Origin of the sequence: Kytococcus schroeteri, from assembly GCF_002847825.1 — a bacterium.
GTDB lineage: Bacteria > Actinomycetota > Actinomycetes > Actinomycetales > Dermatophilaceae > Kytococcus > Kytococcus schroeteri.
Map to the genome: position 1 here is coordinate 1 of NZ_PKIZ01000029.1, position 14,657 is coordinate 14,657.

Sequence of the window (14,657 nt, forward strand, 5' to 3'; positions counted from 1 at the left end):
CCACTTCTACAATCACCACCGGGTCCACTCCGCGATCGGAGCCCCGCCAGTCAGCCGCCTCAACAACCTGGCTGGACATCACACCTAGGTGGACAGCACCGCCCGTGTCATGGCCCGCCCGGCCGATGACTTCGTGGCCGGCTTCGTGGGGCGCGACCGCGGGTACCGCTCGCTGGCCTTCCACGACGGCGCGGTGCCCATGCAGACCGAGCGCACCGTGCGGCTGGGGGAGCCGCTGCCGCGCGACACCGAGTGGGTGCTGGCCGTGGACGACGCGCACCAGCCGCTCGGTTGGCTCCGCACCGATGGGGGTGAGGTCGCCTCGCAGGAGGCGCTGCGCCTGGGCGGCACCCTGGCCCGCCGGGGCGGGTCGCTGCGCGAGAAGCTCGACGCGGCGCTCTCCTCGCCCAGCCAACGCGGCGTGGTGGTGGACGACGACGGCCGGCTCGTGGGCACGGTGCGCCCGCACGACGTCCTCGACGTCATCACCGACACCGACCGCAGCGACCCTACCTCGCAGCACGCCGAGGGCACGGACCCGGCCGGGCGCCCCGTGGAGACCGGCGGTGACGCGGGCAGCCCTGGTGACGCGTCCTCGCCCGGGAGCACGTCGTGAGCGAGATCGGGAACGTGCAGTGGGGCGAGCTGTGGCAGCTCACGGTGGCCCACGCCTGGCTGGCCGGGGCGCCGCTGGTCATCGGCCTGGCGCTCGCGCTGCCGCTGGGGTGGGCCGCAGCGCGGGTGCCACGGCTGCACACGCTGCTGGTCTCCGGCAGCGCGCTGCTCTACACGCTGCCCTCGCTCGCCCTGTTCATCCTGCTGCCGGGCCTCATCGGCACGCAGATCCTCGATCCACTCAACGTGCTGATCGCCATGACGCTCTACACGGTGGCGCTGCTGGTGCGGAGCGTGGCCGACGGACTGGGCTCGGTGCCCGAGCACGTGCGGCAGGCGGCCACCGCCATGGGGCTGGGGCGCTGGCGCCGGCTGGTGGGTGTGGAGCTGCCGCTGGCCGTCCCCGTCATCGCCGCCGGGCTGCGCGTGGCCGCGGTGAGCAACGTGAGCATGGTGAGTGTCGCTGCGCTGGTGGGCATCCCGCAGCTGGGGTCGCTCTTCACGCGCGGCTTCAACCGTGACGACATGGGCATGATCGCCGTCGGGATGGGCGCTTGCATCCTGCTGGCGCTGCTCTTCGATGCGGTGATCGTGCTGGTGCGCCGGTGGCTCACCCCGTGGGAGCGGGAGGTGCGGGCATGATCCTCACCGACATCTGGGCGTGGCTCACCGACCCGCTGAACTGGCAGGGCCCGGACGGCATCGGCATGCAGGTGGTGCGCCACCTGGCGTACTCCTTCGCCGCGCTGGCGATGGCGTGCGTGGTGGCCGTTCCGCTGGGGCTGTGGATCGGACACACGGGCAAGGGCTCGGTGGCCGTGGTGAACGCCGCCTCGGCGCTGCGTGCCATCCCGTCGCTGGGCCTGCTGCTGCTCGGCTGGCTGCTGCTCGCGCGGTGGCTGCCGGGCGACCTCGCCTTCGTGCTGCCCAGCCTCGTGGTGCTGGCCGTGCTCGCCGTGCCGCCGGTGCTGTCGGGGGTGTACTCCGGCATCGCCGAGGTGGACCCGGCCGCGCGCGACGCCGCCAAGGGCATGGGCATGACCAGCTGGCAGGTGCTGCGCCAGGTGGAGATCCCGGTGGCGATGCCGCTCATCCTCTCCGGGCTGCGCTCCGGGCTGCTGCAGATCATCGCCACCGCCACCATCGCGGCCTACGTGTCGCTGGGCGGGTTGGGGCGCTTCCTCATCGACGGGCTGGCCTTCCGCGACTACGTGATGATGGCCGGCGGCGCCATCCTGGTGGCCGGGCTGGCGCTCGTCATGGAGCTGCTGTTCACCCTGCTCGAGCGGCTCGTGGTGAGCCCCGGCCTGCGGGAGAGGGAGGTCTCGTGATGCGACGCATCAGTGCGATGGCCACCGTGCTGGCCGGAGCCCTGGCCCTGACGGCCTGCGGCGGCGATCCCACGAAGGACCCCGCCGTGCAGGAGGGGGGCGACGCCGGTGGCGGCACCGTGACCGTGGGCAGTGCCAACTTCACCGAGTCCACGATCCTGGCCGAGGTGTACGCCCAGGCCCTCGAGGACGCCGGGGTGCCGGTGCAGAAGAAGCTCGAGATCGGCAGCCGGGAGACCTACTTGCCGGCGCTGCAGGACGGGTCGATCGACCTGGTGCCCGAGTACACCGGCACGCTGGCGGCCTACCTGGACGAGGAGCTGACCGCCACCGAGCCCGAGGAGGTCTACGCCTCGCTGCAGAAGAACCTGCCGAAGGGCGTGGTCGCGTTGGAGTACTCGCAGGCGGCCAACTCCGACAACGTGGTGGTGACGCGCGAGACCGCGCAGGAGCACCACCTGGAGAAGATCTCCGACCTCGAACCGCTGGCCGGGCAGATGACCCTCGGCGGCCCGCCGGAGTGGCAGAAGAGGCCGCAGGGCGTGCCCGGGCTCGCGAAGACCTACGGGCTGCACTTCCAGACGTTCCGCGCCATGAACGCCGGTGGCAACGTCACGGCGCTGGCGCTCAAGTACGGGCAGCTCGACGCGGCCAACATCTTCACCACGGATCCCGCCATCCCGGCCAACGACTTCGTGGTGCTCGAGGACGACAAGGGTCTGTTCAGCGCGCAGAACGTGGTGCCGGTGGTGTCCGAGCGTGCGGCCACGCCGAAGGTGCGCAAGGCACTGGATGCGGTGTCGGCGGCACTCACCGTGGACGACCTGGCTGCCATGAATGCTGCCGTGCTGGATGGTGACTCACCCGAGGAGGTCGCCGACCGGTGGGTGGAGGAGGAGTTGTGAACCGGACCCTGAGGTGGCGGCCCAGTGCCTCACCCACGGAGGGGCGGGCACCCCGAGGATGATACAGGTGTTGCACTGATGGTGCCTATGTACTAGTATGGGCGCAGTGGCTGGACAGGGGGTCCGGTCGGGGAGTTCGGGGGGTGCCGTGACCAGTCGTCTCGTGACCGCTGAGGGTGGGGTGACGTCTGCCCCAGTAGGGCCGGTCGATGTCGTGGCCGGCGCCTTCGCGGGCGCGGGTGCGTCGGTCGACCGGGTCATGGCGACGCTCGCTGCCCTGGAGCAGGCGGACTTTGGTGATCTCGTGTGGACCCGCGACGAGGCCACGGCCCTGGTGGACCTCGCGGCAGTGCTGAGCCATCGTGTGGCCCGCGTGCGGTCCCGGGTGCTCGCGGTGGTGGGCAGGGCGCGGGAGGAGGGGCGGTTGCACCACCTCGACGACGCCCAGCTGGCAGCCGGGGCGGGACGGATGGATGCCGCGGACGCCCGTCGTGACCGAGACCTGGCGGCAGTCTTGGGCAATGGTGTGCCGGGGCCGGAGGGACCCCGCGGGCAGGGCCGGGGAGAGCCCCCGACAGCGCCTCGGTTCCCGCGGCTCGCCGCCGCCTGTGATGCCGGACAGGTGGGCGAGCGGCAGGCGATGGTGGTCGTCTCCACCCTCGAGGGGCTGCCCGAGCACCTGACGGAGCACCAGCGCCAGCGGGCGGAGGAGGTTCTCGTCGAGTGGGCGGGACGTCTCGGTCCGAGCGCCCTGCGACGGCGCGCACGGCGCGTCCTCGCAGAGGTCGGAGTCGACGAGCCGGAGGTCGACGCCCACGAGAACGAGCAGGTCCGCAGCGAGGAGCAGGCGGCGTGGGAGAACGCGAGCCTCTGGATGCGCGACAACGGCGACGGCACCTGGGACGGCCACTTCAGGCTGCCGGACCTGCAGGCCCACATGTTGAGGAAGGTGCTCGACGCGCTGACCGCCCCGCGGCGGCGTACGCCGCCGGGGCAGGGAGCCGTCGACGGTGCTGCGGCGGAGCGGCCCTCCGCCACCGGTGACGCCCGGTACGACCGTGCGTGGTGGAACCAGCAGCGGGGGCGGGCTTTCGCTGAGCTGCTGGATCACCTGCCGGCAGATGGGCTGGGCGGAAAGGTCAACGCGGTCCTGCTCGTGCGCACGGACCTGGAGACCCTGCGCGGGGAGAGCGACCGAGCGGGTGTCACCGACACCGGGGCGGTGCTGTCGGCCGGGCAGGTTCGCCGACTCGCCAGCGGGGCCGGCATCGTCCCGGTCGTGCTGGGTGGTGCATCCGTCCCGGTGGACCTGGGCCATCAGCGTCGGCTGTTCACCGAGAGCCAGCGCACGGCCCTGGCTGCGGTCTACTCCCACTGTGCCGCGCAGGACTGCGATCGCCCGTTCAGCTGGTGCGAGATCCACCATGCGGATCCGTGGAGACCGGTCCGCGGGCCTGACGGCCGGGAGGTCCATCCCGGACGTGGGCGGACCGATCTCGGGAACGCCATCCCGCTGTGTGGGCAGCACCACCGGCAACTCGACGACCCACGGCTCAGCCATGTGATCACCCGCACGACGGCGGGGCGCGCCACGGTGGAGTTCACCTGGCGTCGCTCCGGTGAACCCTGGAGCAGGCGGGTGGCGCCCGGTGTGTCGTGACCTGCGAGAGGGCGCTCCGGCCGTTGCGCGCCCGGAGGGCCGGGGCGGCCCCCGGAACGCCGGGAGCCCGGCCCAGGCTGCGCCTGTACCGGGCTCCCGGAGGGGACGTCCGGGCTCAGCCCTTCCAGGCACCCAGCCGCAGCGCCGGCGAGCCGGACCCGATGCGGGGAGCCCGCTCGCCCACGTTCGGGACGGCCACCGGGCCGCGGTCGGCGGTGGGGCTGGGCTCCGAGACGGGCTGCGAGGAGTCGGCCACCGGGGTGGCCTGCTCCTCGGGCACCGGGGCCTCCTCCGCGGCGGGCTGGGCCGCCGGGGTCTCGACGACCTCCTGCGGCTCGCGGTCCTCGGCCGAGTCCGGCGTCTGGGCGGCGGCCGCGTCGTCGACGGCGGAACCACCCATCACGCCGGTCGAGCTGACCGTGGCCTCGCCCGCCCCGCCCTCGGCGGTGCGTCCCTCAGCCCAGCCGAACCGGGTGGTCGACTCCGACCCGATGCGGGAACCCGCGTGCGCTCCCGGCGCGGTGGCCGGCTGACCACCCTGCGGGCGCTCCGGGGTCTCCGTGGCGGGAGTGGCCGCGGAAGCCGCATCGGTGTCCACCACCGGCTGTTCCTCACGGGCCGGCGTGGGCTCGGTGCCCGCGGTCCCGGCGGCGGCCGGCTGCTCGGAGGCAGCGGTCCCACCCGTCGTGGCGGGGGACCCCGGAGCGGCCCACCCCATGCGCAGCGCGGCATCGCCACCGATGCGCTGACCGGTGAATGCGGCCGGGGCCGTACCCGACCCGGCGGGGAAACCCGCCGCGGGCGCGGCAGTCTGCGGGCGCTGCTGGGCCGTCTCGGCCGGAGCCGTGGTCGTGCCCTCGCCCGCCGGAGCGGACTCCTGGACGGTGCCCTCGGCCGGGGTGGCCGGAGCTGCCGCCTGCGTGGCCTCGGTGCCGGCCTTCGCGCCGGTCTCCACCGGAGCGGCCTGAGCGTCCTCCGGCGTCTGGGCCCGGCCTGCCACGGGGGTGGTGCCCTCTGCGCCGGTGCCGGCCCAGCCGAGGCGCAGCGCCGCATCGGCCCCGATGCGCTGGCCCGCGAACGCGGCCGGAGCCACACCGCTGGCCGAGCCACCGGTGGCCGGGGTGCTCGTCGCCGGAGCGGCCGGGGCGGTCTCGGCGGGGGCGCCGCCGTCCGCCGCCGGGGCGGGCTGCTCGGACGGGGCCTCGTCCGCCACCGGGGCCTGCGCGGCCTCGTCGGCGCCCTGGGCGGGTGCCGCCGGGGCAGCGGTCCCGACCGCCGGGGCGTCGCCACCGGCCCAGCCGAGCCGCAGCGCCGCACCGGCCCCGATGCGCTGGCCCGCGAACGCGGCCGGAGCCACACCTGCGCCGGCGGCGACGGCGGCGCCTGTGCCGCCCGCATCCACCTGGCCGGCCTCCGACTGCTCGGTCGTCGGGCCCGTGGCGCCGTCCTGGTCCACCGTGGCCTCGGCCTCGGGAACGGCGTCCTCCTCGTCCACGCGGGTGCCGGTGGGCCCCTCGGTGTCGTCACCGTCAGAGGTGCGGGCCTCATCGGACGTGGCGGCGCCCTCGCCAGCCGCCGCGGCAGCGCCGGCAGCCGCAGCGCCGGCCTGTCCCGGGCCCGAGAGGTCGCCCGGCAGGGTGATGCGCTGGGTCGCGGCGGCCGCCACGTCCTCGTCCGCGGTGCCCTCACGCGTCTCGCCCGGGGTGGCGACGGCGCCACCGTCGGCAGCCTGCCCACGGCGCACGCCCGCAAGCAGCATCTGCGCCACGTCCACGACCTCGACGTCCTTGCCGCGGCCCTCCTCCTGGGCGGCGGTCAGGCCGTCGGACATCATCACGCGGCAGAACGGGCAGCCGATGGCGATGCGCTCGGCACCGGTGGCGATGGCCTCCTCCGTGCGGTTCACGTTGATGCGCGACCCGAGCTTCTCCTCCATCCACATGCGAGCACCGCCGGCGCCACAGCAGAAGGACTTCTCCTTCGAACGCTCCATCTCGCGGTACTCCACGCCCGGCAGCGTCGCGATGAGCTCGCGCGGCGCCTCGTACACCTGGTTGTGACGCCCCAGGTAGCAGGGGTCGTGGTAGGTCACCGACGGCGCGCTCGAGGCCACCTTGGACGGCTCGGCCACCTCGGAGGCGGCCACCGGCTGCAGGCGCTTCTCGCGCACCAGGCGGTTGAGCAGCTGGGTGTGGTGCACCACCTCGTACTTCCCGCCGTTCTGCGGGTACTCGTTCTTGATCGTGTTGAAGCAGTGCGCACAGGTGACCACGATCTTGGTGGCGCCCACCTCGTTGAGCATCTCCACGTTCTGCTGCGCCAGCATCTGGTAGAGCACCTCGTTGCCCGCGCGGCGGGCGGAGTCACCGGTGCACGCCTCGCCGTCACCCAGCACGGCGAAGTCCACGCCGGCGATGTTCAGCAGCTCGGCCACGGCCTGGGTGGTCTTCTTGGCGCGGTCCTCGAAGGCGCCGGCGCAGCCCACCCAGAACAGGTACTCCACCTCGGAGAGGGACTCCACGTCCGCCCCCACCTGCTTGACCTCGAAGTCCAGGTCCTTGGCCCAGTCCATGCGGGTGGAGTTGGCCATGCCCCAGGGGTTCTGCTTGCTCTCCAGGTTCTTGAACAGCCCGCCCAGCTCGCTCGGGAAGGCCGACTCGATGAGCACCTGGTTGCGGCGCATGTCCACGATGGCGTCCACGTGCTCGATGTCCACCGGGCACTGCTCCACGCAGGCACCGCAGCTGGTGCAGCTCCACAGCACGTCGGGGTCGATGACGGCGCCGCCGGTCGGGCGCGTCGGGTCGCCCTCGGTGGGGCCGACGAGCTGGCGGATGTCGAAGTCCTCCGGCGTGCCCGTCATCGGGGTGGCGCCGGAGCCGTCGGCCCCCTCGCCCGTGCCGGCCGGCTGGGTGGCGGTCTGCCACGGCGCCTGCGCGTACGCGGCGTCGCGCAGGTTCATCACCAGCATCTTGGGGCTCAGCGGCTTGTCGGTGTTCCACGCAGGGCACTGCTCCTGGCAGCGGCCGCACTCGGTGCACGTGGTGAAGTCCAGCAGGCCCTTCCACGTGAAGTCCTCGATGCGGCCCACGCCCAGGCTCGGCTCGGCGGCGCCCTCGGTGCCGTCCTCCTCCTCGTCGGCGTAGAGCTCCTCCAGCTGCTCCATGTCCGTGAGCGGCTTGCCCTTGACCATCATCGGCTGCAGCTCGCCCAACGACGTGCGGCCGTCGGCGTGGCGCTTGAACCAGATGTTGAAGAAGGCCAGGAAACGGTGCCAGGCCACACCCATGGTGGGCTGCAGGCCGATGGTGATCATCCACGCCATCGAGACGAGGATCTTCAGCAACGCGACGGCGATGATCGCCCCGGCCAGCGTGGCGGCCGAGAGGCCGGTGAGGGCCTGCCCCATCCACGCGGTGAGCGGGAAGTGCAGGGCGCTGGCGTGGTGCTCCCCGTCGACCCTGCCGAGCGCGAACTCCAGGGCGCGCAGGGCGAGGATGCACAGCACCACCGCGAGGATGGTGAACTCCACGCAGTACGCCTGCCAGAAGGTCGAGCCCCAGAAGCGGCTGCGGCGCTCGTTGCCCTTCTCGCGCGCGGCCACGGACGGCTTGGTCCGCTGGCGCAGCCAGATCAGGTAGACGATGCCGAACAGGCCGGTCCACGCGAAGAACTCGGTGAGCCACTCGAACGGCGGGAAGTGCCCGATGAGGGGCAGGGCGAACCGCGCGTCGAAGAGCTGCCCGTAGGCGTTCACCAAGGTCAGGAACAGCATCCCGAAGCTGATCATCGTGAACCAGTGCGCCACGGCGACCCACTTCTTGCGGAGCATCCGCGGGTGGGCGAAGACCTCGTAGAGCATGGTCTTGGTGCGCTGGGCCGGGTCGTCGAAGCGTCCGACGGCCGCTCGGCCCTGCCGGACGACGGCCACGATGCGCATGACGGCGCGCACCAGGAGGGCCACGCCGACGGCCGTGACGGCCAGTCCGAGGACGATCGCGAGGAGCTGCAGGGGAGGCATGGCGCGAGTCTACGAACAGGCCCCCGAGCCGGCTTGGTGTGGTGTGCCTCACTGCGTCCGCGCATCCGGAAGGATGTAAGCCGGTGTGATGTTCACAGAAACATGACCATTCACCAGGACGTCACCTCGACCATCGGCGGCACGCCCCTCGTGCGCCTCAACCGTGTCACCGAGGGGGTGGGTGCGACCGTCTTGGCCAAGCTGGAGTCGGCGAACCCCGCGTCCTCGGTCAAGGACCGCATCGCCAAGGCGATCATCGAGGCCGCCGAGGAGTCCGGCCAGCTGCAGCCCGGCGGCACCATCGTCGAGGGCACCAGTGGCAACACCGGCATCGGCCTGGCCATGGTGGCCGCCGCCCGCGGCTACAAGATGGTGCTGGCCATGCCGGAGACCATGAGCGCCGAGCGCCGCGGCGTGCTGCGCGCCTACGGCGCCGAGCTCGTGCTCACCCCCGGCCCCGACGGCATGAAGGGTGCGGTGGCAAAGGCCGAGGAGATCGCCGCCGAGCGCGGTGGCGTGCTGGCCCGCCAGTTCGCCAACCCGGCCAACGTGCGCGCGCACCGCGAGACCACGGCCGAGGAGATCTGGGCCGACACCGAGGGCCGGGTCGACGCCTTCGTGGCCGGCGTGGGCACCGGCGGCACCGTCACCGGGGTGGGCCAGGTGCTCAAGGAGCGCAAGGACGACGTCTTCGTCATGGCCGTGGAGCCCGCTGACTCGCCCATCTTGACCGGTGGCCAGGCCGGCCCCCACAAGATCCAGGGCCTGGGCGCCAACTTCGTGCCCGAGGTGCTGGACACCGAGGTCTACGACGAGGTCTTCGACGCCCAGCTCGAGGACGCGCTGCGCGTCGCCCGCGATCTCGCGGCCAAGGAGGGCATCCTCGCGGGCATCTCCGCCGGTGCCAACGTGCACGCCGCCCTCGAGCTCGCCAAGCGCCCCGAGTTCGCCGGCAAGACCATCGTGGTGGTCGTGCCGGACTTCGGTGAGCGCTACCTCTCCACCGTCCTCTTCGAGGGCCTGACGGACTGACCGTGCTGCGCCGCCTGATCCGCCAGGTCGCCGAGGACGCCGACGCCGTGGTCGCACGCGACCCAGCCACCTCCTCGCGTCTGGAGGCGCTCCTGACCAGCCCGGGCCTGCACGCCATCGCCGCGCACCGCGTGGCCCATGCCCTGTGGCAGCGTCCGGGCGGTCGCCTGCCCGCCCGCGTGCTGGGCACGGTGTCCCGGGCCGTCACCGGGGTGGAGATCCACCCGGGTGCCACCATCGGCCGCCGTCTCGTCATCGACCACGGCATGGGTGTGGTGGTCGGCGAGACGGCCGTGGTCGGCGACGACGTGATGATGTACCACGGCGTCACGCTCGGGGGCACCTCCGGCGACGCGGTCAAGCGCCACCCCACCGTCGGGGACGGCGTGCTGCTCGGCGCCGGGTCCACCGTGCTCGGTGACATCGAGGTGGCCGGTGGCGCCGCCGTGGGCGCGGGCGCCGTGGTGCTCAAGCCCGTGCCGGCCGGCCAGGTGGTGGGCGGCATCCCTGCCGCGCCGCTGGACTCCACCTACCGGCTGCCACCCCTCACGCGCGACCAGGCCGCCGACCAGTGGGTCATCTGACGCGCAGGACGCCCCGGCCCGTCACCTGACCGCGTGACCGTGCCCGCTGCGCACGCGAGAGGCCCCCTCCCGGACGAACCGGGAGGGGGCCTCTGCTGCGCGCGGCGGCTGCCGCGTCACCACCGGGGTGGTGCGACCTCAGTGCTTCGTGTCGCCGAAGGACGAGGTGTTGGTGGTCGGCTGGAAGCCGGAGGTGGCGCCGCGGGTCGGGGTGGTGCCCGTGGTGCCGGTGGTGGTGGCCGGACGACCGGTGGTGTTGGTCGTCTGCGAGAAGGACGAGGTGCCGGTGGTGGCGGTGCCGGTGGTGGTCGAGTCGGAGTTCTTCTCCTTGACCTCGGCCACCTTGTCCTTCACCTGGTCCTGGGCCTGGGAGAAGGCGGACCCGGTGGAGGTCTTGGCGGTGCTCACGGCGTCCTGGACGCGCGGGTCGCCCCACAGCGTCTGGGCCTGCTCCACGAGGGAGTCGTACTTCTCACGGCCGGCGCGGGCGCCGAGCACGTAACCGATGCCGGTACCGACGAGCAGGAGGAGCTTGTTCTTCATGGTTCTACCTCTCAGTGGTGTTCGGGTTCTTACGGTCTTGAGCTGGGCGGGGCGCCCGGGTGGTTCCCGGCGGGCCCGGGAACCGCGGCGGTCAGCCCTTGGCAGCGGCCTTCAGGGCGGAGCCGGCGGACAGCTTGGCGCCGAAGGAGGCCGGGATCTCCATGGTCTCGCCGGTGCGCGGGTTGCGGCCGGTGCGAGCGGAGCGCTCGACGCGCTCGATGGTCATGAGACCCGGGAGGGAGACCTTCTCGCCCTTGCCGACGGTCTCGCAGATGACATCGCCCATGGCGGACAGGACCGCGGCGGCGTCCTTGGCGGACACGTCGGCCTGCTGGGCGATCGCGCTGGCGAGCTCGGTGCGGTTCATGGGAACTCCTTGTTCGTGCACTTGCATGCGTCGAGGGGGGTGTCGGACGGCCGACGTGACCCCTCCGGATGGAGGCCGACTCGTGCCGGCACTGGCTCCATCATGTCCCATGACAGCCTCAACGCAAGTGGCCAGCCCTGCAACCGTGCCGAATCGGAGGGCGCGAGAGGGGTCCGCGTAGGGTGGGCCACCCCCGTGCGCGGCCCTGCCGCCCGGGGACGGGAGGGCTCGCATAGTGGCCTAGTGCGGCGGTCTTGAAAACCGCTATGGCGGCAACGCCATCGTGGGTTCGAATCCCACGCCCTCCGCTCCGGACGCCGCGTGACCTGTGTCTCTGCGCCGCCCAGCCCGGTGGCAGGAGGGCCTGTCGGTGGTACCGTGGAATCAGGTTGCACGACGCAGTACCTCGCACGTCGAAGGAACATCGTCCGCTCCACGGACGCACATCTGGTTGATCTACGGCAGGCTCCGCCCGCCGGGGGTTCTGGCAGCAACTCGTGATCGGCGCCTTCCGCCGGTCATCGCCAATCCAAAGAAAAGGAATCCCCATGGCACAGGGCACCGTCAAGTGGTTCAACGCTGAGAAGGGCTTCGGCTTCATCCAGCAGGACGGCGGCGGCGACGACGTCTTCGTCCACTTCTCCGCCATCCAGACCAACGGTTACCGCTCGCTGGACGAGAACCAGCGCGTGGAGTTCGAGATCACCCAGGGCCCCAAGGGCCAGCAGGCGGAGAACGTCGTCCCCCAGTGATTTCCCGCTGATCGTCGCGGCTGGCCGCTGACGACAGCACCTCGCGCACAGGGCCCCACCTCCTCGGAGGTGGGGCCCTGTGCCGTGCCCGGCCCGTGGCCCGGGCCGGGCGGCCGCCTCAGCAGGTGGAGGCCAGGTCCTCGGCGTCGCTCGGCGACGGCTCGGGGGTCGGCTCCTGCGTCGACGGCTTGGGCTTGGGCTTGCCGGTCGGCTTGGGCGGGTGGATGGCCCGCTGCACCATCGTGTGGATGGCGTCGAAGTCCGGGTCGGAGGTGTCGATGCGCTCGTTGGTGAGCGGCAGGCTGCGCATGCGGCCGTCCTTCATGCGCATCGTCAGCTGGGCCCAGGCGGGCAGGTCCTCCTGCGGGATGTCGGTCCACACGTTCTGCTCCAGCGCGCCGGCGATGGCCGGGTACCGGCGCACCATGTCCAGCGGGTTGGACTGGTCCACCAGGGCGCCCACCATGCAGCGCTGGCGGCTCATGCGGTCGTAGTCCGAGGTGGTGGCGCGCGAGCGGGAGAACCACAGGGCGGTGTAACCGTCCATGTGCTGCTGGCCGGGCTCGATCCAGCCCGTGATGGAGCCGGGGACGATCTCCCCGTTCTTCACCTTGCCGCCGATGGGGATGCGCTCGCCCACGGTGATGTCGACGCCGCCCATTGCGTCCACCAGCTGCTGGAAGCCCTGCAGGTCCACGGTCACCACGTGCTGGATGTCCAGTCCCACCACGGCCTCCACGGAGTCGCGCGTGGTGTCGGAGCCGGGGTTGGCGTTGTCGCCGAACAGCTCGCCATGGTTGGCGGCCTCGGACCACAGCGCGTTGATGAGGCAGGTGTTGCCGCAGTCGTAGCCGGACGGCCACAGCTGGTGCAGTGGGTTGCCGGCCGGCACGGGGGCCTTCTGCAGGTTGCGGGGGACGCCGATCAGCACCGAGTCGCCGGTGCGGGGGTCGATGCTCATGACCATGAGGGCGTCGGGGCGCACGCCCATGCGGTTCTCGGCGGCGTCGGAGCCCAGGAGCAGCAGGTTGACCCGGTCGAAGTCCTTCCACGGGTCGTCCTCGTGCACGGCCGGACCCCCGGAGGCCGGTGCGCTGCCGCCGGCGAAGACGGTGCTCACGGCCTGGCGGTGCGCTGCCACGAGGTTGAGGGTCTGGACGGCCGGCGCCAGGACGAGGCCGCTCATGAGCAGGGCCACGCCGGTGAGCGCAAGGGAGCCGCGGGTGTCCAGGCCGCGGGGGCGCGTGACGCGCGCAGTGATCGCGATGAGGACGATCCAGGCCAGGGCGGCCAGGAGCACGCCGCCGGCGAGCAGCAGCAGCTGGGTGCCGGAGGTGGCCGCGTCGAGGGCCGTGCCCACGAGGCCGCCGCTCACGAGCTTGACCACCAGCCCCAGGAGCAGCAGGAGGCAGAGGCCCACGGCGAGGGCGCCCAGGCGCCAGGCCGGTGTGAACACCAGGCCGAGGCCCGGGACCACGCCGGAGAGCGCCGTGAGGCCCAGCGAGCGGCGGAGGGACGGAGGCCGGCGGGTCCGGGACGGGACCCAACCGGTACGGGACGAGCCGCCCGCGGGCGGCTCGTGGTCGGCAGAAGTGCTCACGCTGCTCCTCTGGTGGTGGCGCGTCCGTGCCGGGGGGATCCACGGACGATCAGCACCGGCCGCACCCCCGGCGGGTGCCCCATAGCGTACTGCCGGGAGCGTGCCTGCAGGGGCCGCCGCAGTGGGGCGCGCCGACCTGATTTCGGTCCTGCCGGGGGAGCAGGTACCCTGACTCCTCGCATCCTGATGCGAGGAGACGTCGCCTAGTCTGGTCTATGGCGCCCGCCTGCTAAGCGGGTTTGGGGTTTATAGCTCCATCGAGGGTTCAAATCCCTCCGTCTCCGCCGACTCGCGAGAGCCCGGAACCGTTGAGGTTCCGGGCTCTCGGCGTGTGGTGGGGCTGCCAGGGGAGCGGGGCCCTCGGGTGCTGCGGCCGGTCGTCCGTCGGCCAGGGCCTGCACGTCGAAGGCCCCGACCGCGTTTCCGCGGCCGGGGCCTTCGAGGACTGTCTCAACACAGTGCGCGCCTGTAGGGATTCGAACCCCAAACCTTCTGATCCGTAGTCAGATGCTCTATCCGTTGAGCTACAGGCGCCCATCTCGGTGATCCACCGGAGTGGCTCATCGGGACGAGGAGAAACTATAGGGCACATCCGGCGCCGATGCCAATCGGCGACCTGCGGGGCCTCATCGCACGAGGTCGAGGGCCCAGGTGAAGGCGCCCAGGAGGGCGGCGAAGCGCAGTGTGCGGCCCACCGTCATCGAGACCACGCAGGCCACGAGGGACATGCGCAGCTGCCCGGCCACCACCACGAACACCGCCAAGGGGGGCACCCCCACGAGGCTGGAGAGGAACATCGTGGCCTGCCCCCAGCCCGGGTGGCGCTGCATCCAGTCCACGAGCCGGTCGTAGCGCTCCCCGACGGCGGGCTTCTCCAGCTGGCGGCGCATCCACGGCCACCCGACGCTCCACCGCCCCAGGGCGTACCAGGGCACCTTGCCGAGGGCGTGTCCGAGCGCGGCGGCGAAGGCGACGGTCCACACGCCCACCCGGTCGGTGAGGGCTCCCACCCCGCCCAGCCACAGCTCGATGGGGACGCCCGGGACGAGCGCCGAGAGCGCCCCGAAGCCCAGGGTCCCGAGCAGCAGCCACCACATGGCCCGCAGTCTGTCAGGACCGTCACAACGGCCCGTCAGGATGCGGGACCCGGGGCCCGCGCTGGCTAGCTGTGATGTCCAGCCAGGTTGTTGAGGCGGCTGACTGGCGGGGCTCCGATCGCGGAGTGGACCCGGTGGTGATTGTAGAAG

General features: G+C 72.3%; 13 protein-coding genes and 3 tRNA genes. 10 read left to right on the forward strand and 6 right to left on the reverse strand.

The annotated features are described in order from the left end of the window. Window positions 1–88 precede the first annotated feature (88 nt). The 5 genes from CYJ76_RS11000 to CYJ76_RS11020 all read left to right on the forward strand — a co-directional run bounded on the left by CYJ76_RS11000 (window position 89) and on the right by CYJ76_RS11020 (window position 4,511). Window positions 89–616, forward strand: coding sequence for a CBS domain-containing protein (locus CYJ76_RS11000; protein ID WP_180802291.1), 528 nt, complete (start codon window positions 89–91; stop codon window positions 614–616). Further along, complete coding sequence (locus CYJ76_RS11005; RefSeq protein WP_101850108.1) at window positions 613–1,257, forward strand: ABC transporter permease; 645 nt, start codon at window positions 613–615, stop codon at window positions 1,255–1,257. The genes CYJ76_RS11000 and CYJ76_RS11005 overlap by 4 nt, the downstream gene beginning before the upstream one ends. After that, the gene (locus CYJ76_RS11010; RefSeq protein WP_101850109.1) at window positions 1,254–1,946 is read left to right on the forward strand and encodes an ABC transporter permease; all 693 of its coding nucleotides are present in this window, start codon (window positions 1,254–1,256) and stop codon (window positions 1,944–1,946) included. Before CYJ76_RS11005 ends, CYJ76_RS11010 begins: the two co-directional genes overlap by 4 nt. Beyond that, a complete protein-coding gene (locus CYJ76_RS11015) occupies window positions 1,946–2,851 on the forward strand; it encodes an ABC transporter substrate-binding protein (protein WP_101850113.1) in 906 nt (301 codons plus the stop codon). Before CYJ76_RS11010 ends, CYJ76_RS11015 begins: the two co-directional genes overlap by 1 nt. A gap of 259 nt (window positions 2,852–3,110) precedes the next feature. Further along, entirely contained in the window at window positions 3,111–4,511 is a 1,401-nt protein-coding gene (locus CYJ76_RS11020) for an HNH endonuclease signature motif containing protein (RefSeq protein WP_238138232.1), read from the forward strand. 115 nt (window positions 4,512–4,626) lie between these two features. On the opposite strand, the gene CYJ76_RS11025 is transcribed toward CYJ76_RS11020, so the two are convergent. Further along, window positions 4,627–8,532, reverse strand: coding sequence for a heterodisulfide reductase-related iron-sulfur binding cluster (locus CYJ76_RS11025; protein ID WP_202820484.1), 3,906 nt, complete (start codon window positions 8,530–8,532; stop codon window positions 4,627–4,629). A gap of 102 nt (window positions 8,533–8,634) precedes the next feature. On the opposite strand from CYJ76_RS11025, the gene cysK reads away from it, so the two are divergent. Continuing rightward, the gene (gene cysK / locus CYJ76_RS11030; RefSeq protein ID WP_070705567.1) at window positions 8,635–9,564 is read left to right on the forward strand and encodes a cysteine synthase A; all 930 of its coding nucleotides are present in this window, start codon (window positions 8,635–8,637) and stop codon (window positions 9,562–9,564) included. A 2-nt stretch (window positions 9,565–9,566) separates the two neighbouring features. Next, on the forward strand, window positions 9,567–10,148 hold the full coding sequence (epsC, locus tag CYJ76_RS11035; protein ID WP_331250400.1) for a serine O-acetyltransferase EpsC: 582 nt from the start codon (window positions 9,567–9,569) through the stop codon (window positions 10,146–10,148). 138 nt (window positions 10,149–10,286) lie between these two features. Here the strand turns inward: epsC and CYJ76_RS11040 are convergent, their stop codons facing one another. Together CYJ76_RS11040 and CYJ76_RS11045 are read right to left on the reverse strand one after the other, a co-directional pair. Further along, the gene (locus tag CYJ76_RS11040) at window positions 10,287–10,691 is read right to left on the reverse strand and encodes a hypothetical protein (protein WP_070705565.1); all 405 of its coding nucleotides are present in this window, start codon (window positions 10,689–10,691) and stop codon (window positions 10,287–10,289) included. A gap of 91 nt (window positions 10,692–10,782) precedes the next feature. Next, entirely contained in the window at window positions 10,783–11,058 is a 276-nt protein-coding gene (locus CYJ76_RS11045; RefSeq protein ID WP_070705564.1) for an HU family DNA-binding protein, read from the reverse strand. Between the two features lie 221 nt (window positions 11,059–11,279). On the opposite strand from CYJ76_RS11045, the gene CYJ76_RS11050 reads away from it, so the two are divergent. Both CYJ76_RS11050 and CYJ76_RS11055 read left to right on the forward strand, forming a co-directional pair. Continuing rightward, window positions 11,280–11,366 (forward strand) — tRNA-Ser (locus tag CYJ76_RS11050). 240 nt (window positions 11,367–11,606) lie between these two features. After that, window positions 11,607–11,810, forward strand: a complete 204-nt coding sequence (locus CYJ76_RS11055; protein ID WP_070705563.1) for a cold-shock protein — start codon at window positions 11,607–11,609, stop codon at window positions 11,808–11,810. Between the two features lie 118 nt (window positions 11,811–11,928). Here CYJ76_RS11055 and CYJ76_RS11060 read toward each other — a convergent pair whose 3' ends face one another. Further along, entirely contained in the window at window positions 11,929–13,410 is a 1,482-nt protein-coding gene (locus CYJ76_RS11060; protein WP_101850111.1) for an LCP family protein, read from the reverse strand. Window positions 13,411–13,602: 192 nt separating this feature from the next. Between CYJ76_RS11060 and CYJ76_RS11065 the strand changes: the two genes are divergently transcribed. Beyond that, a tRNA-Ser gene (locus CYJ76_RS11065) sits at window positions 13,603–13,694 on the forward strand. A gap of 177 nt (window positions 13,695–13,871) precedes the next feature. Here the strand turns inward: CYJ76_RS11065 and CYJ76_RS11070 are convergent. Then, window positions 13,872–13,944, reverse strand: a tRNA-Arg gene (locus CYJ76_RS11070). 92 nt (window positions 13,945–14,036) lie between these two features. Then, entirely contained in the window at window positions 14,037–14,507 is a 471-nt protein-coding gene (locus tag CYJ76_RS11075; protein ID WP_101850112.1) for a VTT domain-containing protein, read from the reverse strand. Window positions 14,508–14,657: the final 150 nt, after the last annotated feature.

Bases quoted from the DNA above. Each gene is read 5' to 3' on its own strand.
- CYJ76_RS11025 (WP_202820484.1), bottom strand. From the start codon at position 8,532: ATGCCTCCCCTGCAGCTCCTCGCGATCGTCCTCGGACTGGCCGTCACG.
- CYJ76_RS11055 (WP_070705563.1), top strand. From the start codon at position 11,607: ATGGCACAGGGCACCGTCAAGTGGTTCAACGCTGAGAAGGGCTTCGGC.
- CYJ76_RS11020 (WP_238138232.1), top strand. From the start codon at position 3,111: ATGGCGACGCTCGCTGCCCTGGAGCAGGCGGACTTTGGTGATCTCGTG.
- cysK (WP_070705567.1), top strand. From the start codon at position 8,635: ATGACCATTCACCAGGACGTCACCTCGACCATCGGCGGCACGCCCCTC.
- CYJ76_RS11040 (WP_070705565.1), bottom strand. From the start codon at position 10,691: ATGAAGAACAAGCTCCTCCTGCTCGTCGGTACCGGCATCGGTTACGTG.
- CYJ76_RS11075 (WP_101850112.1), bottom strand. From the start codon at position 14,507: ATGTGGTGGCTGCTGCTCGGGACCCTGGGCTTCGGGGCGCTCTCGGCG.
- CYJ76_RS11015 (WP_101850113.1), top strand. From the start codon at position 1,946: ATGCGACGCATCAGTGCGATGGCCACCGTGCTGGCCGGAGCCCTGGCC.
- CYJ76_RS11045 (WP_070705564.1), bottom strand. From the start codon at position 11,058: ATGAACCGCACCGAGCTCGCCAGCGCGATCGCCCAGCAGGCCGACGTG.
- CYJ76_RS11010 (WP_101850109.1), top strand. From the start codon at position 1,254: ATGATCCTCACCGACATCTGGGCGTGGCTCACCGACCCGCTGAACTGG.